This window comes from Thalassobellus citreus (assembly GCF_044385915.1).
GTDB lineage: Bacteria > Bacteroidota > Bacteroidia > Flavobacteriales > Flavobacteriaceae > Thalassobellus > Thalassobellus citreus.
Map to the genome: position 1 here is coordinate 328,223 of NZ_JBISCC010000127.1, position 24,893 is coordinate 353,115.

General features: G+C 29.4%; 21 protein-coding genes. 14 read left to right on the forward strand and 7 right to left on the reverse strand.

Annotated elements, in window-relative coordinates; translation table 11 throughout:
• The first annotated feature begins 3 nt into the window (after positions 1-3).
• Entirely contained in the window at positions 4-1,959 is a 1,956-nt protein-coding gene (locus ACH5TX_RS15060) for a T9SS type A sorting domain-containing protein (protein WP_439340315.1), read from the forward strand.
• Positions 1,960-1,970: 11 nt separating this feature from the next.
• Entirely contained in the window at positions 1,971-2,978 is a 1,008-nt protein-coding gene (locus tag ACH5TX_RS15065) for a phage tail-like protein (RefSeq protein ID WP_439340316.1), read from the forward strand.
• A gap of 128 nt (positions 2,979-3,106) precedes the next feature.
• Here ACH5TX_RS15065 and ACH5TX_RS15070 read toward each other — a convergent pair whose 3' ends face one another.
• The 4 genes from ACH5TX_RS15070 to ACH5TX_RS15085 all read right to left on the reverse strand — a co-directional run bounded on the left by ACH5TX_RS15070 (position 3,107) and on the right by ACH5TX_RS15085 (position 10,187).
• The gene (locus ACH5TX_RS15070; protein WP_439340317.1) at positions 3,107-4,264 is read right to left on the reverse strand and encodes a redoxin domain-containing protein; all 1,158 of its coding nucleotides are present in this window, start codon (positions 4,262-4,264) and stop codon (positions 3,107-3,109) included.
• Entirely contained in the window at positions 4,248-5,630 is a 1,383-nt protein-coding gene (locus ACH5TX_RS15075) for a RagB/SusD family nutrient uptake outer membrane protein (RefSeq protein ID WP_439340318.1), read from the reverse strand. Before ACH5TX_RS15075 ends, ACH5TX_RS15070 begins: the two co-directional genes overlap by 17 nt.
• Positions 5,631-5,646: 16 nt before the next feature.
• Positions 5,647-8,862 (reverse strand): SusC/RagA family TonB-linked outer membrane protein, encoded by a 3,216-nt coding sequence (locus ACH5TX_RS15080; protein WP_439340319.1) that lies wholly within the window; start codon positions 8,860-8,862, stop codon positions 5,647-5,649.
• Positions 8,863-9,023: 161 nt separating this feature from the next.
• The gene (locus ACH5TX_RS15085; RefSeq protein ID WP_439340320.1) at positions 9,024-10,187 is read right to left on the reverse strand and encodes a FecR family protein; all 1,164 of its coding nucleotides are present in this window, start codon (positions 10,185-10,187) and stop codon (positions 9,024-9,026) included.
• A gap of 119 nt (positions 10,188-10,306) precedes the next feature.
• Between ACH5TX_RS15085 and ACH5TX_RS15090 the strand changes: the two genes are divergently transcribed.
• Positions 10,307-10,876: an RNA polymerase sigma factor gene (locus ACH5TX_RS15090; protein ID WP_439340321.1), complete on the forward strand. Its 570-nt coding sequence runs from the start codon at positions 10,307-10,309 to the stop codon at positions 10,874-10,876.
• A gap of 137 nt (positions 10,877-11,013) precedes the next feature.
• On the opposite strand, the gene ACH5TX_RS15095 is transcribed toward ACH5TX_RS15090, so the two are convergent.
• Positions 11,014-12,051 carry a LacI family DNA-binding transcriptional regulator gene (locus ACH5TX_RS15095; protein ID WP_439340322.1) on the reverse strand — a complete coding sequence of 346 codons (1,038 nt, stop codon included), beginning with the start codon at positions 12,049-12,051 and terminating at the stop codon, positions 11,014-11,016.
• A gap of 149 nt (positions 12,052-12,200) precedes the next feature.
• Between ACH5TX_RS15095 and ACH5TX_RS15100 the strand changes: the two genes are divergently transcribed.
• Together ACH5TX_RS15100 and ACH5TX_RS15105 are read left to right on the forward strand one after the other, a co-directional pair.
• Positions 12,201-13,241, forward strand: coding sequence for a PfkB family carbohydrate kinase (locus ACH5TX_RS15100; protein ID WP_439340323.1), 1,041 nt, complete (start codon positions 12,201-12,203; stop codon positions 13,239-13,241).
• A 79-nt stretch (positions 13,242-13,320) separates the two neighbouring features.
• Entirely contained in the window at positions 13,321-13,989 is a 669-nt protein-coding gene (locus ACH5TX_RS15105; RefSeq protein ID WP_439340324.1) for a bifunctional 4-hydroxy-2-oxoglutarate aldolase/2-dehydro-3-deoxy-phosphogluconate aldolase, read from the forward strand.
• Between the two features lie 117 nt (positions 13,990-14,106).
• Here ACH5TX_RS15105 and ACH5TX_RS15110 read toward each other — a convergent pair whose 3' ends face one another.
• Entirely contained in the window at positions 14,107-14,907 is an 801-nt protein-coding gene (locus tag ACH5TX_RS15110) for an HAD family hydrolase (protein WP_439340325.1), read from the reverse strand.
• Positions 14,908-15,109: 202 nt separating this feature from the next.
• Between ACH5TX_RS15110 and ACH5TX_RS15115 the strand changes: the two genes are divergently transcribed.
• The 4 genes from ACH5TX_RS15115 to ACH5TX_RS15130 all read left to right on the forward strand — a co-directional run bounded on the left by ACH5TX_RS15115 (position 15,110) and on the right by ACH5TX_RS15130 (position 19,429).
• Positions 15,110-16,117, forward strand: a complete 1,008-nt coding sequence (locus tag ACH5TX_RS15115) for a LacI family DNA-binding transcriptional regulator (protein ID WP_439340326.1) — start codon at positions 15,110-15,112, stop codon at positions 16,115-16,117.
• A gap of 350 nt (positions 16,118-16,467) precedes the next feature.
• The gene (locus ACH5TX_RS15120; RefSeq protein ID WP_439340327.1) at positions 16,468-16,614 is read left to right on the forward strand and encodes a hypothetical protein; all 147 of its coding nucleotides are present in this window, start codon (positions 16,468-16,470) and stop codon (positions 16,612-16,614) included.
• 115 nt (positions 16,615-16,729) lie between these two features.
• Positions 16,730-18,742: a tetratricopeptide repeat-containing sensor histidine kinase gene (locus ACH5TX_RS15125; RefSeq protein WP_439340328.1), complete on the forward strand. Its 2,013-nt coding sequence runs from the start codon at positions 16,730-16,732 to the stop codon at positions 18,740-18,742.
• A 12-nt stretch (positions 18,743-18,754) separates the two neighbouring features.
• On the forward strand, positions 18,755-19,429 hold the full coding sequence (locus ACH5TX_RS15130) for a DNA-binding response regulator (RefSeq protein WP_439340329.1): 675 nt from the start codon (positions 18,755-18,757) through the stop codon (positions 19,427-19,429).
• A gap of 246 nt (positions 19,430-19,675) precedes the next feature.
• Here the strand turns inward: ACH5TX_RS15130 and ACH5TX_RS15135 are convergent, their stop codons facing one another.
• Entirely contained in the window at positions 19,676-20,179 is a 504-nt protein-coding gene (locus ACH5TX_RS15135) for a DUF456 domain-containing protein (protein WP_439340330.1), read from the reverse strand.
• Positions 20,180-20,319: 140 nt separating this feature from the next.
• Between ACH5TX_RS15135 and ACH5TX_RS15140 the strand changes: the two genes are divergently transcribed.
• The 5 genes from ACH5TX_RS15140 (at position 20,320) to ACH5TX_RS15160 (ending at position 24,879) form a co-directional block, all read left to right on the forward strand.
• Positions 20,320-20,679, forward strand: a complete 360-nt coding sequence (locus tag ACH5TX_RS15140) for a BlaI/MecI/CopY family transcriptional regulator (RefSeq protein WP_439340331.1) — start codon at positions 20,320-20,322, stop codon at positions 20,677-20,679.
• A 2-nt stretch (positions 20,680-20,681) separates the two neighbouring features.
• Positions 20,682-22,085 carry a M56 family metallopeptidase gene (locus ACH5TX_RS15145; RefSeq protein WP_439340332.1) on the forward strand — a complete coding sequence of 468 codons (1,404 nt, stop codon included), beginning with the start codon at positions 20,682-20,684 and terminating at the stop codon, positions 22,083-22,085.
• A 2-nt stretch (positions 22,086-22,087) separates the two neighbouring features.
• On the forward strand, positions 22,088-23,239 hold the full coding sequence (locus ACH5TX_RS15150) for a tetratricopeptide repeat protein (protein WP_439340333.1): 1,152 nt from the start codon (positions 22,088-22,090) through the stop codon (positions 23,237-23,239).
• 50 nt (positions 23,240-23,289) lie between these two features.
• Positions 23,290-23,766: a hypothetical protein gene (locus tag ACH5TX_RS15155; protein ID WP_439340334.1), complete on the forward strand. Its 477-nt coding sequence runs from the start codon at positions 23,290-23,292 to the stop codon at positions 23,764-23,766.
• 498 nt (positions 23,767-24,264) lie between these two features.
• Positions 24,265-24,879: a GNAT family N-acetyltransferase gene (locus tag ACH5TX_RS15160; protein ID WP_439337512.1), complete on the forward strand. Its 615-nt coding sequence runs from the start codon at positions 24,265-24,267 to the stop codon at positions 24,877-24,879.
• The last annotated feature ends 14 nt before the right edge of the window (positions 24,880-24,893 follow it).

Below are 24,893 nucleotides of genomic sequence, written 5' to 3' on the forward strand. Positions count from 1 at the left end.
GTTATGAATATAAAAAATTCAATATTTTTTTGGTTTTGTGTATTTACCCCTGGAATAATATGCTCACAAATTGTTAACGAAGGGACATTACAAATAGAACCAGCAACTACGGTTTATTTTGAAAATGAATATTTAAATCAACTTACAGGTATTCATAATAATAATGGTGATTTATATTTAAACAATGATTTTGTAAATAATGGAATAACTTCGGCTTCTTCCGGAACTACTTTTTTTAAGAGTTCGGTAAACAATGTTTTAAATATTAGTGGAACAAGAGATAGTATTAACTTCTATAATTTAGAAGTTAATGTTTATGGAGCTTCAAAAAAAGGCGTTTATGTTGATGATAATTTAGGAGTAATAGTTGCAAATAAACTAAATTTAGAAAGTGGCGATTTACGTTTGGTTGGCGAATCTCAATTAGTTCAATCGCATGTAGGAACTAATATTAATACAGCTAATACAGGAAGCTTGTTAAAAGATCAACAAGGTATTTCGAATGTTTATGGATATAATTATTGGTCTTCTCCAGTAACTAATAATTTAGGATTCTTTTCTTTAAATGGTGGCTTGTTTGATGGTACTGATGCTAATTTAAATCCGTTTTCTCCACAACAAGTTTTATTTAATACAGGTTCGCCTTATACGGGTGTACCATCTGTTTTAGATGGAAGTAGTAATGTTACAACCCCTTTGTATATAAATGATACATGGCTTTATAAGTTTTCACAGAGTAGTTTGGAGTACTATGGATGGCAAAAAATAGATCAAAACACTTTGCTTGATCCTGGTTATGGGTTTACTATGAAAGGTACAGGCGCTGTTAATCAAAATTATGTTTTTAAAGGCGTGCCCAATAATGGGAGTTTACCATTTTCTATTCTTGCAGGAGAAAGTGTTTTGTTAGGAAATCCATATCCTTCAGCAATAGATTCTTATAAATTTATACAAGATAATTTATCGGTTCTAGATAATATTCAGTTTTGGGTAGATGGCGGATCAGATTCTCATTATTTAGCAGATTATCAAGGTGGGTATTCTATTTGTAATTTAACAGGAGGCGTAGCGCCATCTATGATAGCTTCTATATCTGGAGTAGGTAGTTCGTCAGGAGTTATACCTAAAAGATATATTGGTGTAGCGCAAGGATTTTTTGTAGATGCGAATTCAAGTGGAAATATAATTTTTGATAATTCGCAACGTGTTTTTAAAGAAGAAGATGGTGTAAACTCAAATTTCTATAAATCTACAAATCAAAAAAATAGTAACAGTAATGACGTTAATAAATATATTAGAATAGGCTATGAAGACCCAGAAGGGTTTCATAGACAATTATTATTAGGGTTTTTACCAGAATCTCCTGTAGATATAGGCTATAATCCAGGATATGATGCTACTATTTCTTCAATAAGAGAAGATGATCTTTTTTATATTATTGAAAATGATTTAAACAAAAAATATGTTATAGAAGCTGTTGGTGAATTTAATGATTCATTAGAATTTCCTATGGGGTTAGTAATAAATCAAGTTGGTGTTCATACAATAATGCTTGATGCGGTTGAAAACTTTAATGATACCGTTTATATTAAAGATAGTGTTTTAAATAAAACATATAATTTAAGTAATTCTAGTGTAGATATAAGTTTACCTCCAGATAATTATTTTAATCGATTTAGTATCGTTTTTAAACCAGATGCTTTGCTTAGTATTAATGCTAACATTGAAGATAATGTGCATGTTTATGTTAAAGAGAATCATATTGTAATTAATAATAAAAAGTTATTGAAGTTGCGTGATGTGCAAATTTATAATATGCTAGGGCAACAAATTATTAGTCTTAAAAAAGACGTAATAAATACAAAACAAATTAACATACCATTTTTACAACCTCAAGGTATGTACTTAGTAATAGTTAATTCTAATGAGGGAAATAAAACTTTTAAAATAACAAATTAAATTTTTTTCAAATGAAAAGCATGTATATAAAAATTTTCAGATTAACCCTTATAGCTTTTTTGTTTAATAGTTATATAGTCTTTGCTCAAGTAGGAATTGGGACTACTAGTCCTGATGACTCCTCTATGTTAGATATCCAGTCTACATCAAAAGGAATTCTTATTCCTAGAATGAATACAACTCAAAGAACTGCTATTTCAAGTCCTGCAACAGGATTATTAGTTTTTGACACATCAACTCAAAGTTTTTGGTTTTATAACACTAGTTGGACAGAGTTGGTGACAAACAATTCTTTGCTTGATGCAGATGCCGATACGGGTATTGAAGTTGAACAAACTACAGATGAAGATAATATTCATTTTAAAACATCTGGTTCAGAAAGAATGATTATTGATGATACAGGAAATACAAGAATTGGTGACGGTTCAAATAACACTTATATAGAGAGTGATGGTTCGTTAAGTTATGAGGGAACTGCTACTAGATGGGATGATTTAAAAGTGCCAATGAATTCTACTAATAAAGGATCGTCTAATGCACCAGATTGGACCCTTTTTAAAAGAAATGGAAGTAGTCAAGGTGTTTGGTTATATTGGTTTAACAAAGGATATGAAGAAGAGCTTTATTTTTTAGTGCAGATGCCGCATGCATGGAAAGAAGGTAGCGATATTTATCCTCATATACATTGGACAACTAAAAGTGATGTTGGTACATATAAAGTTACTTGGGCTTTAGAATATTCATGGAGCAATGTTGGTGATGTTTTTCCAGATACAACAATATTAACTTCTAGCTATCCTATCGCAGCTGTAGGAACTGTAAGTGCGTATGAACATGCTATTACGTCTTTAGGAACTATTTCAGGAAGTGGTAAAACATTATCAAGTGTTTTGGTTTGTAGGGTATATAGAGATGGTGATGGGCCTAATGATACATATCCTACAGATGCAGGTATTTTAGAAATAGATTTTCATTATCAAATTGATAGTGATGGAAGCAGAGAGCAGTATACAAAATAAAAACAGGGTAACTAATATCTAGAAACCCTGTTTTTATTTTGAATAGACATTTCGTAGCTAAAGAGAAAAGAATGTTACATCGATAATTTTGATATATAAATATTTCAATGCGTTTTTATTCTAATTTATCAATCAAATAATTCGCTTAACTTTTTATCTAGTGCATCTCCTTTTAAATTTTGAGCAATGATTTTTCCTTTAGGGTCAATTAAGAAATTTTGAGGAATAGCCTTTACACCATAAGCTTTGGCAGCTTTGTTTTTAAATCCATTAAGGTCTGAAATATTGGTCCAAACCAATTGGTCTTTTTCTATAGCTTTTATCCATTTGTCTTTATCTTTTTCTTTATCTAAAGAAATACCCAAAACATCAAATCCCTTTTTATGGTATTTTTTATATGCTAATAGTACATTAGGATTTTCTTTTCGGCAAGGTCCGCACCAACTTGCCCAAAAATCTATTAAAACATAAGAGCCTTTGTAATCAGATAGGTTAACTATTTTCCCTTCTGGAGTTTTTTGAGAAATTTCAGTAGTCATTGAGCCTACAGAAGTCTTATCAAAAGCAATGAGAGCCTCATTTATTTTTTTTCCATAATAAGAATTTTGTATTTCTTTTGGTAGCTCGTTATAAAGTGTTTTTGCTTTTTCAGATTTAGAATACGTAATGTATCTTTCGGAAATAAGAAGCGGAGCAGCAACATCATTTTTATGAGTAAGGATGAAGTTATTAGTAACACTATCTGCAAAAGCACTCATGTCGCTCCATTTTTTTTTCATAAAAGCTTTTTCAGAATCCGTTAATTCCTTTTTACCAGATTGAGAAATAGAATCAGATATGGCATATATTGGACCTGCCATTTTTCTTATTATTTCAAAATCATTTTTATAAAAGCTATTGTAGATAGCATGTTGTTTTGCTCCTGTAATTTCAGATTTAAATATAGTGTCTTTATTAATAGCTACATTAATGTCATCATTGCTTAGTATAAAATATTTGGGATATTTTACACCAGAAACTTTTAAAGTATACATCAGAGGTTCGGAAACCTTACCTTTAAAGGTAAAGTTTCCGTTCACTACTGCTGTAGAATCTATAGACTGTTTTAAAGTATCTATTGTAGACTCAAGGTATACCATTCCCTTATAGTCTTTAATATTACCATTAATTACATAACCCGTTTCTTCTTTTTTTGTTTTTGAACAAGATGAAAATATGAAGAAAAATGGGATTGTAATAATAAATGATAATTTTATAAAATAATGCACTCTAGTTATATCCTTCATTATTAGGGTTTAAGTTTTGATTCGCATCTATTTCTTTTTGAGGTATTGGCCAAAGTTGAGCACTGCTTTTCCAATTATCTTTAAATGCTCCTAAAACAGCATCAATTTTAGAGGTTCTTTTAAGATCGAACCAGCGGTGGCCCCATTCTGAAAATAATTCTACACGTCTTTCTTGTGCGATAGCATCTAATACCGCTGTTTTAGATAATGTTCCGCTGTATGGTAAAAGATCAGCTCTTTTTCTTATTTCATCTAAATCACTAACAGCTCCAGGAATATCTGTTGCTGCTTTTGCTTCAGCTCTAATTAAATACTGCTCAGCTAAACGGAATACAACATTATATTCTGTAATTGGTCGTTGAAATGTTTGTGTGTATTTAAATGGGTAATTATAGATTTCTGAGTTGTATGTATATTGAGCGATCCAATTAGTTTTTCTTTTGTCATTAATTTCAAAACTATTCAACAAGTCATCTGTTATGGTATAAGATGGTCTGCCATTAGGGTTATAAAAATGAGCATCTAAAGCATTTGGTTTCCATGAAACAGAAGCTAATTGCCAAATAGTTTCTTGACTAGTATTTTTAAACACGCTTTCTATAGGGCTTAATGTATAAGTAGCAGCATTATTAATAACATCTGTGCTTTCGTTTATGGCTGTAACGTTATCTCCAAGATATAAAGCAACTCTAGCTCTTAAAGCTTTTGCTGTATATTTATTAGGTCTAGTTCTTTCTGCCGATATGTAATTTTCTGCTAAAAGTGGTATTGCTAAATCTAAATCTGAAACAATTAAATTGTAAATCTCATCTGAAGACGTTCTTGATTTATCTTTATTCTCTGCTGGATCTGTATTTGTAATAAGTGGTACAGCACCGTATAAATTTGTTAAATAAAAATAGTTAAGTGCTCTCATAAAATAAACTTCACCAAGTAGATTATCTCTAACACTTGGTGTTACAAACTCATTGTCTGTTAATCCTATTATTGCGGCATTACAATTATAGATGCTTTTATAAGCTTCTAGCCAATGGTAATAAACAGGTCCAAAATCAGAGTAATTAATAGAATTGGTTTCGTAATCTTGATAGGTTGTATTAAAATCATGTATTTCATCTGCGCTAAGACCAGTCATAACCCCTAAACCTCCATTTAGCATACTGCTTACTTCATTAGAGTTCATTATTGTAGCATACATTCCAGATATTGCAGAATTAGAAGTGGCATCAGATAAAAAAACATTTTCTGATGTTAATGATGCTGTTGAAGGGTCTGGTTCTAAATAGTTGTCGCAAGAATTTAGAAAGCTTGATATTAGCAAAATTGATGCTACTATCATTTTATTTATAGATATATGTTTTTTCATTTTATATTTTTTTTAGTTAGAACGATAAATTAAGACCTAAAGAAAAGGTTCTTAAAGGCGGTGTAAATAGCCCTGTTGTTTCTGGATCTAAACCTAAATAGTTTGTAAACGTCACTAAATTTTGTCCTTGAAAGTATATGGTTGCATTGGCAAAACCAATTTTAGAGTTTAATGCTTTTGGTAAGCTATAAGACAAGTAAACATTTTTTAATTTTATATATGAAGCATCACCCCAAGAAGCTGTAGAACCAATATAATTATACCATAAAGGGTTGAATGCAGTAGTAGGAGCAGGGAAGTCGCTGCTATTTGATTGAACACCATTATAAACCTCAGAACCAAAATTTTGTCTACCTCCTATAGCTGTGTATTGTTTGTTTTTATAATCCCAATCTTCTTTCTTTACAAATTGAAATAGAAAATCTAAAGTCCAGTTTTTATACTTAAAAGTGTTTGTTAGACCTCCGTAAAACTCTGGAATTGTTGTTCCTAATGTAGTTCTATCTTCGTTAAATGTAATAGATTCACTATCATCTAAATCTTCAAATTCTATAACGCCCGTATCTGCATTAACACCCTTGAAAATAAAGCCTCTAGCATTTATAATTGGTTGTCCAATTTCATATCTCCAAGAATTGTTTGATGTTTCTAATCCGTCATATTTAACTAACTCATTTTTAGGAATAGTTATGTTAAACGATGAGTTCCATTTAATTTTATCTGTATTAATAATACTTGTATTAAGTTCTAGTTCCCATCCTCTATTTTCTACGATTGCAGGTAAGTTTTCAGTAATACCAGTAAACCCTGTTATAGATGGTAATGTAGATGTTATAAGCATGTTGTCTGTTCTGTTTTTATAATAATTAGCATTTAGTAATACTTTATTATTAAAAAAGCCTAATTCTAGTGCGACGTCAAATTTAGCAACTTCTTCCCATCTAAAGTTTGGGTTTGAAAGTTTCTGAGGTCGTAAAGAAGACACATCTTGATAACTCTTCCAATACGATGACCATGTTTCTTGATATTGGTAATTACCAATTTGATCGTTACCAACCGTTCCGTAGCTAGATCTTAATTTTCCAAAACTTAAAAATGAGTTGTTGTCTTTCAAGAAACTTTCATTTGAAAATACCCAAGCAGCACCAATAGAGCCAAAATTACCATAGCGTTTTCCTGGTCCAAATCTAGATGAACCATCTCTTCTAACTGTTCCGTTAAGAATATATGTGTCTGAATAATTATATGTTACTCTTGTAAAAGCTGATACATAACGATAATCAGTTTCGTCATTGTTATATACACTTATTGTTCCTGCACCTGCTAGAGATTCTAATAAGGCGTCAGTAGAGTAATTACTTCCATAGATATATTCTGAATCGGTTTTTGTTTTTTGAATAGTACTTCCTAATAGAACATTTAAATTATGTTTTCCGAAAGATTTAGAATAATTAATTTGAGGTTCTACTATAGTGCTAGTACGCTCATTATTTCCAAAGCTAGCATTGGGTGAAGAGCTGCTTGTTGGAGCATAATACTTTCTGTAGTTTCCAGTAAACTGATCCATTTTAATAGTATTATAACCTAAACTTACTTTAGCTACTAAAGCAGGTGTTATTTTATAGTCTAAAACAATATTGGTGTTAAAATTATCAGTTTTATTTACATATGTTCTATAAAGCTCTCTAAGAGGATTGTCATAAGGGCCTAAATTTTCCCAATTTAACTCACCGTTAATATCATAAGGCAATAGGTTAGGGCTTGTTAAAATTTTAGTGCCGTAATCGCCACCATAACTAAAGTTGTCATCAAGAGAGTACGTGCTAACAAAACGAAGACCGAATTTTTTATCTGATGATTTGAATTTATAAGAAGCATTAAATCCTACCCTTGTATTTTTTGCGTCACCAGGATATACCGTGGTTTCTTTTCTGTAATTTCCAGATAATAAAAATTGATTATTAGTATCGCCACCACTAAAGGTTAAATTTGCATTATTTATATATGCAGTGCCTCCAAGTAGTACTTCTTGCCAATCTGTTTCTTGATTTTGATCCCATAAGGTTAAATCTGGAGCGTTACCATCGTTAGGAGTGTTGCCGCCATTTGTGAATGCTTGATTTCTAAAATCTAAATACTCGCTAGTATTCATTAAATCCATTTTGTGAGCAACATCACCTACTCCTGTATTTAAATTTATATTAACTTTTAATTTACCACTATTTTTTCCTTGTTTTGTGGTAATTAAAATAACACCATTTGCTCCTCTAGATCCATAAATAGCAGTTGCATCGGCATCTTTTAATACGCTTACACTTTCAATATCGTTTGAGTTTATACTATTCAAAGGGCTTTGATTACCAATATTAGGATTACCTATGGCATCAAACTGATTTAATGGGTTTGAATCAAAAGGAATGCCATCTATAATATATAATGGACTATTTCCTGCACCAATAGAATTTACGCCTCTAATCAGTACTTGGGTATTTGCTCCTGGACGTCCACTAGCAGCTGTAACTAAAAGTCCCGATACACGACCTTGTAATGATAACATAGGGTTTTGCGTTGGTTGTTGTTCTAGTACTTTTGCTTTTACAGTAGAAACAGATCCTGTTGCATTACGTTGTGTAGTAGTGCCATAACCAATAACTACTACTTCATCAAGTTCAGATATGTCTTCTTTTAAAACAACATTTATAGTTGTGTATTCTCCTAAATTAACTTCTTCTGTAATATATCCTAACGACACAAATTGTAGTGTTGCGAATTTTCCAGAAATACTAATTGTGAAATGACCATTTATATCTGTTAAAACACCTTTATTTGTGTCTTTTATTAATACTGAAACACCAGGTATAGGGATGTTATTTATGTCGGTTACAATACCTCGAATTTCTGTTTGCTTTTGCCTTAAAATAGGCGTGTTCTTTTTAATTAAAATAGTCTTTTCATCACTAAAGCTAATGTTGAAATTATTTGAAGGTAAGCTTTTTTCTAGAAGATCATTCGCTAATATAGTTCCCTTTTTAAGTTCTACTTCTGGTAGGTTTTCAAATAAATTGTAACTATATATAAAAGTAAAATCTGTTTGTTTACCAATTAAATCTAAAACATCTTCTATAGAGAGTGTTTGATCATTATCAATAACAATTTTGTCAGCTTGTCCAAAAGTGTTTTTTGGAGCGAAACTGAACATGGTCGTACAAAATAAAATAATAAAGGTTTTCATAACAAGCTTTGTTATAACTTTTCGTTTTTCTCGAAAAGTTAAGCGCGTAAAATTAATTTCCATAAATTTGTAAATTAGTTAGTTAAACATTGTTTTAATTAATTAAAGTTTTAAGGGAATGATGGTTTGAATTTTCGAAGGTCTAAACCACATTCCTTTTTTTATTTGATTTTTAAAATGATTTTGTTTTCTATTTTTTCGTATTCTATGGTTTGAGTTTGTTTTATAGTATTAAGTATGCTCTCTAAACTTTGATTTTTTCTTATTAAACCATTAAATCTCTCATGTTTTAAGCTCTCGTCTTTAAAGCTAATCTCAATATTGTACCATCTCATTAAAACAATAACAACATCTTGTAATTTCTTTTCTCTAAAATTGAAAATGCCGTCTTTCCAAGATATTTCAGGATATACATTTACTTCTGTAATATCAATATGATTAGTGTTAATAGATAAAATAGATTGTTGATTTGGTTTTAAAACAGAGCTAGTAGTTATGTTACTTACAGCAACTTTTCCTTCTATAAGTGTTGTGTAAATTTTATTCTCGTTTTTATAAGCTTTAATATTAAATTCGGTACCTAAAACTTCAATGTCTTGATTGTTGTTATGAACCTTAAATTTAGAACCATTATGTGAGGTGCTAGGAGAAACATCAAAATAGGCTTCTCCATAAATAAGTTCTACGATTCTTGTTTCTCCATCTATAAAATTGGTTGGGTATTTTAGTTGAGTTTCAGAATTTAACCAAACTTTGGTGCCATCAGCTAATTTTAGAAAATACTGTCCGCCTCTAGGAATAGTTAAGTAATTGTATGCTATATCTTTTTTCTTATTTTGAGTTGTATTATATATAATCTCTTTTCCGTTGCTACTTATGTTTTCTGTTTGGTAAACGGTTTCTTTTTCTAAAGCTATTGTTGTTCCATCTTCAAGTGTTAATGTTGCTTTGTCTGTTCCTGGTAGCGTTTTAGATATTATAGATTCTGTATTGTTTTTATCAGTTAGATTGTCTTTCTTTATAAAGAAGAAACTTGCAGATATGAATAATAAGATAACAGCAGTATATTTGAAAAAGTTCCGTTTATACAGAGGAAGGACCTTGACAGGGTTTTTAGATGCTTCATTTTGTTCAATAATATTTATAACATTTTTATATGCATCATCAATATTGGTTTTTAGCATCGATAAATTTAAATCATGATAATCTGAAATTGTAGATTCTAATTTAGATTGGTTTTTAGGAATAGCCAGCCAGTCATTAAGCTCTTTAAGCTCTTGTTCTGTTATGGTCCCTATTAAAAGTTTTGTTATGTGGTTTTTCATAATTTATTGCGAATTTTTTATAGTTTAATCGGTTTTCGCTATATTTCTTTATAGTATTGCATTAAAACTTGATAAAACCCCTAAGAAATAAAATATTTTTTTAATAATTTATATTATATATGAATGAATTAGATGCCATAAAAGCATTTAAACGAGGTGATAAAAAGGCGTTTAGATATTTGTTCAATCTATATTATGATAGATTGGTAGCTTATATTATTACATATACACATGATAAAATGAGTGCTGAGGATGTTGTACAACAAGCTTTTATTAATTTATGGAATGATAGAGAGAAATTAGATGATATAAGGTCTCCTAAAAATTATTTATATGCTATTGCTTATAATAGATATATTGACAGTATCAAAAAGAAAAAAAAGCAAACAAGGTTGTTGGATGTTGTTTATGAAAAAGCATTAAGAGATAGAGTTGAAGACGATAATGAAGCATTAGAAAAGCGTATAAAAAAAATGAATTTAATTATAGATTCATTACCTCCAAGATGTAAGGAGATTATTAGAATGAACAAAATAGATGGTATTAAATATAGAGATATAGCAAGCACATTAGGTATTTCTATAAAAACAGTAGAAGCACAAATGAGTATAGCTTTTAAAAAAATAAGAAAAGGCTTTGAAGATGATAATATTTTGCTATTCTTTTTTAGGACTATAAATAAGAGTTGAAGTTTAGTTGTGTAACATTTGTTACACAACTAAACGGTCAAAAATTGTAATATTGTTCTTTCTATACTGTTGAATGATAACATTATAAAATGATTAATAGCAAAGAGCGTGTATTTTATATATACGCTTTTTTTATGTTAAGAATTAAGTTTTTTTACGTTAGAAGAATCTCTAATAATTAATTCAGCGTCTAAAATTATTTTGTTTAATGTTTGTTTTGCAACTGGTTTTTTTGCGTGGTTCAAAAATGTTTTAGCAGCTTGTTTTCCAATTTCAGCACTGTGTTGGTTTATACTGGTTATTGTTGGGGTAACCATAGCCGTAAAAGGTTCATCTCCAAAGCCTACTAGTGCTATGTCATTAGGAATCTTAATGTGTTGTTCATTTAGTATCTGTAAGGCCCCTAAAGCAGCATAATCACCAGCCACATAAACAGCATCTGGTCTGTTTTTTAAAGCTAATAATTTGATCATTTTTTGTCTTCCATCTTCAATAGTCAGGCTACTTTCAATAAGAAGTTCTTTGTCAAGAGGTAAATGGTGTTTTTTTAGCGCATCTATATAGCCTCTTATTCTATTATTGAAAATTCGAGTGTGTTTATATCCGCCAATATGAGCTATACGCTTACATCCTTGATTTACTAAATGTTCAACAATTACATGGCTGCTATCATAATCATTAATACCTATATAATCAACATTTAAATCATTCTCACCACGATCAAATAGAATTAACGGAATGCCTTTAGATTTAATTTTTTCATAATACTCTAAATTAATAGTTTCGTTTGCCATAGAAGCAATAATACCATCAACTTGAGTAAACAATAATGTATCAATGTTATTACATTCTTTTTTATACGATTCGTTAGATTGTGTAATTATTATATTATAACCTTCTTTATTTAAAACTTCTTCAATATTTTGAATGACAGAAGAAAAAAAGTTACTGTTTGTTCTAGGTACAATAACGCCAACTAATTTGCTTTTTCCTTTACGTAAAGCACTAGCTAAATGATTGGGTTGATAATTTAAATTTTTGGCAACTTGTTTTACAGCTTTTTTTGTTTTGTCACTTATTCTGGGGTCATCATGTAGTGCTTTTGAAACTGCTGCAGGCGATATATTTAATACGTTAGCAATATCTTTTATGGTAGTTTTCTTTTTTCTATTCAATTTTTTTATATATTTGCTTAAACGTTTAAGCAAATATAATGTTTTAGTTTTTATAATCAAAACCATAAGACAGTCATTGGTTTTGATTTTATTTGAGAAATTTGCTTAAACGTTTAAGCAAATTAAATTAACTAAATAACAATTAAGAAATGAGTAAAGTAGTAACATTTGGGGAAATCATGTTAAGATTAGCTCCTCAAGGATTTTTAAGATTTTCGCAAGCAAATAATTTTGATGTTGTTTACGGAGGAGGAGAGTCTAACGTAGCTGTTTCATTAGCTAATTATGGAATATCTTGTGATTTTGTAACCCGTTTACCAAAAAATGATATTGGTGAGTGTGCTATGATGGAAATGCGTAAAAGAGGTGTTGGTGTTGATAAAATTGTATGGGGTGGAGATCGTTTAGGTATTTATTTCCTTGAAACTGGTGCTGTATCTAGAGGTAGTAAAGTAGTTTATGATAGAGCTAATTCTGCTATGGCTGATATTCAATCTGGTATGGTTGATTGGGATGCTGTTTTTGAAGGTGTTGAGTGGTTTCACTGGACAGGTATTACGCCAGCTATTTCTCAAAGTTCTGCAGATGTGTGTTTAGAAGCTGTAAAAGCTGCTAGCGCTAAAGGAATTACTATTTCTACAGATTTAAATTATAGAGCTAAATTATGGAAGTATGGTGGTGATCGTGAAGCGATTATGACTGAATTAACTTCTTATTGTGATGTTATTTTAGGGAATGAAGAAGATGCAGAGATGCACTTTGGAATTAAACCAGAAGGTATTAGTGTTCAAACACAAGGTCATGATGTAAAAGCTGAAGCTTTTTTATCTGTTTGTCAACAAATGATGAAAAAATTCCCAAGAGCTAAAAAAGTAATTACAACTTTAAGAGGTTCTATTTCTGCTTCTCATAACACTTGGGCTGGTGTATTATATGATGGTACAAAAATGTTTGAAACACGTCAGTACCAAATTACTGATATTGTTGATAGAGTAGGTGGAGGAGATTCATTTATGGGAGGTTTAATCTACGGATTATTAACGTACCCTGAAGATGATCAAAATGCATTAGACTTTGCAGTAGCAGCGTCATGTTTAAAACACACTATTAAAGGTGATGCTAACTTAGTAACTGTTGCTGAGGTAGAGAAATTAATGGGTGGTGATGCATCTGGACGTGTAGCAAGATAATAAATACGTTTATAGGTTTATCGTTGAGTTGTGTATTTCGATTCAACGATAAACCGCTAAACAAAAAAACAATAAAAAAATGGCACAATTTTCAAGATTAGAAGTGGCTCAAGCCATGAAAGATACAGGAATGATTCCTTTGTTTTTTCACAACGATATAGAATTAAGTAAACAAGTATTAAAAGCTTGTTACGATGGTGGTGCAAGATTAATGGAGTTTACAGCTCGTGGTGATTTTGCTCATGAAGTTTTTGGTGAATTAACTAAATATGCAATTAAAGAATTACCAGGTATGATTATGGGTGTTGGTTCTGTTACAGATGGAGCAGCTGCATCATTATACATGGCTTTAGGAGCAAACTTTATTGTAACACCTGTTTTAAGAGAAGATATTGCAATTGCATGTAACCGTAAAAAAGTATTATGGTCTCCAGGATGTGGTACATTAACAGAAATTACACGTGCTGAAGAATTAGGATGTGAGATTGTTAAATTATTCCCTGGCGATATTTACGGACCTCAATTTGTAAAAGGAATTAAAGGCCCTCAACCATGGACAAGCGTTATGCCTACTGGTGGTGTATCTCCAACAAAAGAAAACCTTAAAGGTTGGTTTGATGCCGGTGTTACTTGTGTTGGTATGGGATCTAAATTAATATCTAAAGACATTATAGCGAATAAAGATTACGCTAAATTAGAGCAAGATGTTAAAGCTGCTTTAGCAATAGTTAAAGAAGTAAGAGGTTAGTTAGAAGTTAATTAGTAGTTTATATATTTATTTTGTAGAAGCATTCTTTTTTCTTAATTGAAAAAAGGGTGCTTTTTTGTTTTTCTCAGCTAGAGAAAGTTTTAAGAATTTAAAGTATTAACTTTCTAAAAGTTGTTCAAGAATAGTTTCTACACCTTCTTCTGAATTGTTTTTAGTTTCAAAATTAGCTATTTTTTTTACGTCTGGATGTGCATTTTCCATGGCGAAGCTAAAATGTGCTAGTTTTAGCATTTCTAAATCGTTATTATAATCGCCAAAAACCATTGTTTCATTTTTATGGATACCCATTTTTTCTTGAAGCATACTTAAAGCATAACCTTTATTTGCATTGGCATGCGAAATATCTAACCAATTTTGTCCAGATACAATTATTTGTAATTGGTTTGTTAATGCTTTTAAGTGCGGAAATATATAAGTTTCAGAAGATTCAAAATGGTAAACTGCTATTTTTAAAAAATCGTCGTTTGCTACTTTTGTTAAATCATCAACAATTTTATATTCGGCATAATATTTACTAAATTTTGAAATAAAGTTAGGTTCGTTAGTTTCTATGTAAGCTGATTTTCTTCCGCATAAAACAATGTAGCACCCTTCTATGGTTCTTAAAGTGTTAATTGTTTTTAATACATCTTCAGAAGATAGCTTTAAAAGAATATTTGTTTCATTATCATGTTGCATGATGCCGCCATTTTCAGCAATTATAGAAATGTCATGCTTTATGGTATCTAATTTTTCTAAAATACTTTGGTATTGTCGTCCGCTAGCAGCTACAAAGTGGATATTACGCTGCTTTAATTTTTCAAACTGATTAAAAAAACGATTACTTACTTCACTATTATTGTTTAGTAAGGTGCCATCCATATCGCTAACAACAAGTTTTACTTTTGAAAAATCCATAGTATATTTTTTGAAATACAAAAATAGGATTCTTAATGTTTTAAAGCATTAAATTATATTTAAGATTGTGGTTTTATTTTTTATATTTCTTATAAAAATATTCAATCTAATATGAAATCTTTGATAACTTATTTTAAACAAAGTAATTTAAAAAAGAGATTTTTGTAAATTGCGCAACTCATAATTTATCTAAATACATTACATGGTTACTTTAAAACAGCTTGCAAAAGAGTTAAATGTTTCTATTTCTACAGTTTCTAAAGCTTTAAATAATAGCGAAGAAATTGGAGAAGAAACAGTAAAACGTGTTAAAGAATTAGCTGAATTATATAACTATAAGCCTAATAGAATGGCTTTAAGTTTAAAACAGAACAAAACAAAGACTATTGGAGTTATTATACCAAATATTCTTAATCATTTTTTAGCAAAAGTTCTTTTTGGTATAGAAAGAGAAGCAACCAAGTTAGGTTATAATATTATTACTTGTATCTCTAATGAATCTTTAGAAGCGGAAAAGGATAGTTTACAATTATTAGCAAATGGAAGTGTTGATGGTTTTATTTTATGTGTTTCGGAAGAAACTCAGATTAAAAATGAGATCGATCATTTTAAAAGAACAATTAGTCAAGGTCTACCTATAGTTATGTTTGATAGAGTAGCTCATGATGTTATGTGTGATAAGGTAATTGTAGACGATTTTGATGCAACATACAATGCAACTAAAAACTTATTGCTTGAAAACAGAAAGAACATTGTTTTTATAAGTAATATAGATGATTTAAGTGTTGGGAAATTAAGAGAACGTGGTTATAATAAAGCTATTTTAGAAGATGGAGGTCAAGTACCTTTGGTTTTAAGAATAAAGAAGAAAGATGATCATCAGAAAATAATTAAATCTTTTTTCAAGAAAAACGAAACCATCGATGGTGTTGTTGCTGCAGATAGCTCTTCAGGAATAATTTCTATAAATTCAGCTATCAATTTGGGTAAAAAAGTGCCTAAACATATGTCTGTTATAGGTTTTGCTAGTAAGTCTGATTCTAACCATACTTTACCAAGATTAACAACTATACGTCAACATGCTAAAGTTATTGGTGCTAATGCCGCTCAATTACTTATAACTAGATTGCAGAATATGCATTTAAATGAAGATGTTAGAACTATAATTGTTAAAACAAGTTTGGTTAAAAATAAATCAACTCTTTTATAGTTTTCAACAAGTTATAAACAGTTTTAAAGCGATAAATTACACTTAATCGATTAAAATAGGTGTTTTGTCGAAAATATTTCATTTAAGTAAGCGCTTTAACCTATTTTAGTACTTCTTAACGAGCAACCCAAATCATTTCCCCTCAGCTCCGAAAGAAAGTTAATCCATTTATAGACAGAAATGTCGAATCCCTCAATTTAAAAGTAAAAAAATCTGTGCGTTTTTGTGCGTTCGGTTTTTAAGTTAATTATCCATTTTTCCCTCTGTCAAAGATTTTGGTTTCAAAATCTTCGATACAATTTTTATTAAAAATATTATAGAAAAATAAATTAACCTTAAAATTGAATATTATGAAAACCCTAAAAATTACTTTGATTGTAGCCGTTATTTTTGCATCATTTACTTCTTGTACAAAACAGGATTTAAATGAAGATGATGTGTTAGTTGCTCCAGAAACAACTAAAATTGTTGGAGATGGAATAATAGAAACTAGATAATATTATTATTTAAATAATTTTTATAAAGGCCTTTATTATGAATAATAAAGGCTTTGTCTTTTTAAAAAATTAAAAAATTATAAATACATTTGATAAATTACTTAATTTATCTCTTTTGAATATTAAATTTTACTTTCTATTATTTTTTTGTTCTTATATATCTTTTTCTCAAGAAGTTAATAAAAGAGAAGATATAGATAGTATTCAATATTATCTTACTAATTCAGAGAATGTTGAATTTGTAACAATTGAGAAAAGATTACATGATGCAAAACGAGCAAAAGTTTTATCTGAAAGAATAAAAATTGATTCTTTAATTGTTAAAAGTTATGCTAGTTTATCTTCAATTTATTCTAAAAAAGGAGATTCTAAAACTTTTTATTATAGCCATATTGGTTTAAAATTGGCTAATAAAATAAAAGATTCAATTGCATTAGCAAACATAAATAAAAACTTAGGATATTATTATTATGGTAAGGAAGTTGATAGTGCTTATTATTATGATGATAGAGCTGAAAAATTGTTTAATGCGCTTGATGATTATTATAACAGAGCCATTGTACTTTTAGATATAGCATTAATACAAAAACAAGAAAAAGATTTAACAGGGAGTGAGTTAACCTCTATTAAAGGTTTGTCTTTATTAGATCAATTAGAAGAAACCAAAGATGTTTTAAAGTTTCAGTCACATTTTTATAATAATTTAGGTCATATTTTTAAAATCTTAGAACAATTTGATGAAGCTATACCCTATTTTAAAAAAGCAATTGACAAACAAAATGAGATTGACGGAGCCAATGAATTGATGTTAAATAATTTGAAAAATAATTTAGCTGTAACTTATAAAGATGCTGGTAAATATAATCATGCGCTTTATTATTTAAAAGAGATTTTAGGTAATAAGGGGGTAGAAAAAGAAAGACCAGATTTTTTTGCTGTAGTTTTAGATAATTATGCTCATGCATCCTATTTGTCTAATAATTATGAAAAACTTCCAAACTTATATCTTAAGGCGTTAAAAATTTGCGATAGTATTGGAGCTGAGTCATATACAGTAATAATTAATCAACATTTAGCTCAATATTATAAGGACTTAAATAAAACAGATTCTGCTAGGTATTATGCTTATAAGTCTAAAGAAATTTCAAAAAAATATTCAAAAGATGATTTATTGCGATCTTATTTGTTGCTGTCTGATATTGAAGATGATAGTATAGCTGTTAAATACTATGATAAATACATAAAACTTAATGATAGTTTAATTAAAAATGAACGGGCTACACGAAATAAGTTTACCAGAATTCAGTATGAAACTAATCAAATAGAGCAAGAAAACAAGCAAATAACTAGAGAGCGTATGTGGTTGCTTGTAATTTCAATAATATTAATTATTGCATCAATATTATTATACATAGTAATAACACAAAGAAATAAAAATAATGAATTAAAATTTAGACAAGACCAACAGGAAGCAAATGAAGAAATTTATAACCTTATGTTGTCTCAAAATGAAAATATTGAAGAAGCTAGAACTCTAGAAAAACAGCGTATTTCTGAAGAGTTACATGATGGTGTTTTAGGACGTTTGTTTGGTACACGTTTAAGCTTAGACAGTTTAAATATGAATAAAAGTGATGAAGCCATTAAAACTAGAGCCCAATATATTGATGAGCTTAAAACTATTGAGCAAGATATTAGAAAGGTATCACATGAATTAAATACCGATTTTGTTTCTGGTTCTGGTTTTATAGATATTATTAAAACCTTAGTAGAAACTCAAACTAATGTTTATAAATTAGAATATACTTTAAAGCATGATGATGCTATTATTTGGGAAGAAGTTTCAAATAAAACTAAGATTCATATTTATAGAGTAGTGCAAGAATCATTGCATAATATATACAAACATGCTAATGCCTCTATTGTTAATATTAGTTTTAAATTAAAAAGTAATGTAATTTGCTTAACTATGACCGATGATGGTTCAGGCTTTAATGTAAATAAAGCAAAAACAGGTATTGGTTTGAAGAATATGAATTCAAGAATTCAAGAAATAGAAGGAACTATTAGTATAACCTCAAAACAAAATATAGGAACAACTGTAACAATTGAAGCCCCAATTGACTAAAAAACCAAATTTATGATCCAAAAAATTAAAATACTAATGATTGATGACCATCCAATGATTATTGAGGGGTATCAAAATACATTGCTTTTTACCAAAAAGGAAAATCAAGAATTAAAAATAGACATAGCTAATAATTGCGATGAGGCTATTGCTTTAATGGATAAATCTATTGAGAACGAATTGCCTTATAATGTATTGTTTGTTGATATTAGTTTGCCACCTTCAACAGATGGTAAAATGACCTCTGGTGAAGATTTAGCAGGTTATGCTCGTAAAAATTTACCAGAATCTAAGATTATAATTTTAACGATGTTTAATGAGCCTTTTAGAATTCATAATATCATTAAAACTATTGATCCTGAAGGTTTTTTAATTAAAAGTGATTTAACATCTAGCGAGCTTGCTAGTGCATTTCAAGCAGTACTTAACAATCCGCCTTTTTATAGTGGCACTGTAAATAGCTTTATTAGAAAAGCCATTACAAGTGACATTGTTGTTGATGAAAAGAATAGAAAAATTCTTCATTTATTATCACAAGGTGTAAAAACAAAAAACTTAGCATCTCATTTAGATATTTCATTAAGTGCTGTTGAAAAAAGAAAAAAGCACCTCAGAGAAATTTTCGAAGTTACAGATGCGCAAGACGAAACTTTGTTAGATGAAGCAAGAAAGAAAGGTTTTATATAACATTTAGCTTTTTGTTTTTAAAAATCAAAATAATTTTCACTTTTATGAAGCTTGTAAATCCTTAGTATAATTAGATTCTATATCTAACCCGCACATTAGTTACGGTTTTCCCGCACTTTGAAGATAGGTATTTTAATTAAATTTGTCTTATCAACACTTCTAAAAATTAAGTAATCCCTCAATTTTTTTTGTTGATAATAGCAATTTACATAGCCCTGTGGAGGTGAGAGACCCACAGGGTTTCTTCTACCCATTAATTAGGTAACTACCGTGTTCTATAAGTAACCCAATAAATAGTCCTAAATAAATAATCGCGACTACAAATTTTATAAATGTAGACGTTAAAAAACCTATAAAGGAACCAAAAGCAGCTCTAGTAGCAGTTTTAGAATCGCTTTTGTTTAAAAGTTCTCCAATTAATGCACCAACGAACGGACCAATAATAATGCCTCCAGGAATAGGACTTATTAGTCCAATAATTAACCCTATAGTAGTTCCTATCATACCATATTTTGTGCCACCAAAGCGTTTAGTGCCAATGGCTGGAATAATATAATCTAAAATCCATATAAGTATAGCTATCGCTAAAGTTATAATAAGAAATGACTTATTCATAGGAATAGCATCCGTAAAATGAGCTATTAAAAGTCCTAACCAGCTAGTTAATGGGCCTGGTAAAACAGGGAGAAAGCTTCCAATAATTCCTGAAATAATTAGTAAAGCAGCAATAATAATTAAAATAATATCCATAAATGTGTTTGATTTTTATATAGTTAAGACGAAAAATCATGCCATATGTTACATTTTAAACTAAATAATTAGTTCAAACTAATTATTTAGTTATATTTGTTTAACTAAGTTTTTAGTTGAACAAATATATTTCATCCATTATGAAACAACTTACCAAAGCAGAAGAAGATATTATGCAAATATTATGGCAGCTAAAAAAAGCTAATGTAAAAAGCATTATTAAAGAATTCTCAGAGCCGAAACCTGCATATAATACAGTGTCAACCATTGTTAGAATATTAGAAAACAAAGGATTTGTTGGCTATGAAAAGGAAGGTAAGGGACATATCTATTTTCCGCTTTTACAGCAACAGGACTATAGTAACCAATCTATAAATAAATTAGTAGATAATTATTTTCAAGGGTCATTTAAAAGTATGGTGTCCTTTTTTGTTAAGAAAAATGATATCAGTTTAAACGAATTAGAATCGGTTTTAAAGGAAATTAATAAAAAGGAATAGTTATGTTACATTATATCATACAAACCGTTGCGTTTCAATTATTCTTCTTATTAATATATGATGTATTCTTAAAAAAAGAGACCTTTTTTAATTGGAATAGAATCTATCTTATAGTAACCTCTTTATTATCATTTGCAATACCGTTTATAAAGATTAATCGTTTTAAAGATGTATTACCTCAAGAATATATTATATCGCTACCAGAAGTCGTTATTGGTCAATCACCATCAAATACTAATAACTTCGTGTTATTAGAAACAGTTGTTATAAATAATAATGTTTCTTATTGGGCAATCGCTTTTTATACAGGCCTAATTATAGCTTTATTTGTTTTCCTTTATAAGTTAATTCGAATTTTAGTTTTAATTTTTAAAAACCCTAAGACTTATCAAAAGGATTTAACTTTAGTAAAATTGATAAACAGTAATGCTGCATTTTCCTTTTTTCGATATGTCTTTCTAGGCGATTTTATTAAAAGTGAAGATAGAGAGTCTATTTTAAAACACGAAACTGTTCATGTAAAGCACTTACATAGTTTAGATTTATTGTTTTTTGAAATACTTCGCATTTTATTTTGGTTTAACCCTTTGGTATATATGTATCAAAATAGAGTGAATACACTTCATGAATTTATTGCAGATGCAGAAGCGGTAAAACATCAAGACAAATCGCAGTACTATCAAAATTTGTTGACTCAAGTTTTCGAGACTAAAAATATATCATTCATCAATACATTTTTTAAACAATCATTAATCAAAAAACGAATCATTATGTTGCAAAAATCAAAATCAAAACAGATTAAATTATTAAAATACACATTATTAATTCCTATAGTTTTAGGGATGCTGGTTTATACCTCGTGTGCTGAACAAACGAATAATAAAGAATTGACTATTTCAGAACAAATAGAATTATTGAAATTAAAAGTTAAAGAAAATAATGGAGTGATTAGTGAAGCGGACAAAGCAGAACTATTTAAACTAATTAGAGGAGAAAAAATAGGAGAGTACAAAGTTGTTGAAGGTGTTTTTAATGAGAATATAATAGATGTACCTTTTTCAGTAATAGAACAAGTTCCTGTCTTTCCTGGTTGTGAAGATTTAACTAGTAATGAAGAGCGAAGAGACTGCATGTCTGAAAAAATATCAAAATTTGTAAACAAAAATTTCAATATTAAAATCGCAAAAGAAAAAGGATTAACAGGCAAGCATCGTATTAATGTTATTTTTATTATAGATACAGAAGGAAATATAGCAGGAGTGCGTTCGAGAGCTCCATATCCTAGTTTAGAGGAAGAAGCTACAAGAGTTATTAAATCTTTACCAAAAATGATTCCTGGTAAGCAAAAAGGAAAAATAGTAAATGTACCTTATAGTTTACCAATAATATTTCAAGTACAAGATTAAAAATGATTAGAATATTTTCAATCATTTTATTGCTAATACTATTTAAAGCCGAAGCTCAAACTTCGGTTTTAAATATGGCAGATAGTTTGTATACTAATGGAAATTATTCCAAAGCTATAGAGCGTTATAAAACGTATAATAATAAAAATGAAGTGTATGATAAAATAGCGAAAGCATACAGGGCTATTGGTAATTATGATGAAGCGCTTAAAAATTATGAGTTAAGCATTAAAGCAAACGCAGAAGACGCTTTGTTGAAGTTTGAATATGCGAGGTTATTATCTAAAACTAAGAAATACAAAACCGCAACTAAGGTTTTTAACGATTTAGTTTATATAGATGATAAAAACCCAAATTATCATTACGAATTAGGTTTGGTTCTAGAAAAATTAAAAGACTCTACTGCTATAGATAGGTTTCGTTCTGCCTACGAGTTAGACCAAACACATCAAAAAGCTATTTATAGAATTGCTAAATATTATCTGAAATATAAAAAGTATGATCTTGTAGATACCTATGTCGATAAAGGTTTAGAAACGTATCAGAATAATACAGAACTTATTAATTTAAAAGCTCAAAATTTTTATAAAAAACAAGATTACCATAATGCTATATTATGGTTTAAAAAATTAATTGATTTAGGTGAGTCTTCCCAATATATTTATGAGAAGTTGAGTCTAAGCTATTCTTTAGTATACGATTACGAAAAAGCAATAGAGTATAGAGAGATAATATTAAAGTTCAATCCACTTGATGCTACTTCGATATATGCTATTGGTACGTACTACGAACATTTAAATAATTTTGAGACTGCCGAAAAGTATATTTCAAAAGCCATATTTTTATTAGATAAACCCTTAGATGCTGAATACGCAAAATTAGCAACGGTATTAAATCATCTTAAAAGACCCAAAGAGGCTATTGCTACTTTGAAAAAAGCGATAAGAAAAAGTCCTGAAAACCAAAAGATTCATTTTCATTTAGCTGTAACGCTTGAAAATTATTATGCCGATTATGATGCAAAAATTAAAGTTTATGAAGATTTAAATAAGAAGTTTCCAAATAGTAAAATGAAAGAATTTGTAAATCATCGAATTACAGAATTAAAAAAAGAAAGGTTTCTTAAAGTTAATAAAGAAGAAGATGAAAAATAGTGTGAGTTAATAATCTAAAAAAATCGTATTTTCGTGATTACTTTTAATCCATGAAGCACTTATACGTTTTTATATTAGTTTTTATGCTCACTTCTTGCGAGTATTTTAATGTAAAAAAAACATCTTCTGAGGCTATATTAAATGAAGAATTACAAACCTTTAATTGGAACGATGTAGATGTGTATCCAACCTTTTCTTCTTGCGACTCTATGTCTACGAAACAAGAAAAAAAAGAGTGTTTTGAAAATCATTTAACAACTCATATTTTTAGTTTTTTAGAGCGTGATGGTATTGTGGTTACTCAAAATATTAATGACACGATTGTACTGAGTTTTCAAGTGTCAGAAACAGGAGTGTTGTCGCTTTCAAATTCTAAAATAGATACACTCACTTTACAAGAAATACCAAATATTAAAACCTTACTTACTAAAAGTATAGATTCGTTGCCTAAAATATTTCCAGCTATAAAACGTGGGCAACAAGTAAAAACAGCATTCGAACTTCCGGTTATTATTAATGTAAATTGAATATTATAAACTATTAAATCTGCCATTTTTTTATAGTTTACTTTTCTTTACCTCATTTTTTTTACGTAATATTGCAGAATCTAGTTAACGAAAGGGGCTAAGGCCGACGATTTAGAGTTACTATTATTATGAAAACGGTAAATTACATTATTACAGAAGTTAAGGTTCAATTCTTGAACAAATTAGTTAATACTACTATTCCTGCTCGCCGCTTTCGCCGCCCCTTGAGGGTCTAATTTTATTTTGAAGTAGGTGTGTCCTGCTTCCCCGAGAGCATAAAATCCATATATAGAAATTAAAAAAATATTATACACATTGTGTATAAACTTATGTTCTATAATCTCATTGGATTTGAAAAAACAAGTATATAATTTTATAGTTTATTTAGACGATATTCGTTTATGAAACATTCATAATTAAATTTTGATATTTAAGTAAATATTAAATGAATGTTACATGTGACTGATAAAAAAAGATGATTGTAAACACATGAAAAAAATAGATGTCATAATTGCTAATGATGATCATGTAAAGTATGCACAGGAAATATGTGATGTAATTGCAGAATCTGCTCAAGTTAGAGGTACAGGAATTGCAAGAAGAACACCAGAATATGTTGCAGAAAAAATGAGAAACGGCAATGCTGTTATTGCTTTAGAAGGCAATAGGTTTGCTGGGTTTTGCTATATTGAAAAATGGGGGCATGGTAAATTTGTAGCTAATTCGGGCTTAATTGTGCACCCAGATTTCAGAAATATGGGTTTAGCAAAAAGGATTAAGCACAAAGTGTTTCAACATTCCAGAACCAAGTTTCCAAATGCTAAAGTGTTTAGTATTACAACAGGTTCAGCAGTCATGAAATTGAATAGCGATTTAGGCTATAAACCAGTACCATTTTCTGAATTAACAGATGATCAGTCTTTTTGGAATGGATGTCAAACTTGTAAAAATTATGATGTACTTACCCGTACCAACAGAAAAATGTGCTTATGTACAGGTATGTTGTATGATCCAAAGGTAAAAGAAGAAGAAATAAAACCAATTAAAGAAAAAGTTTTTAAAAGATTAAAGCGTATTAAAGAAGCTCTTTTTCTAAAAAAAGATAAAAAATAGATTATCGCTTTCGC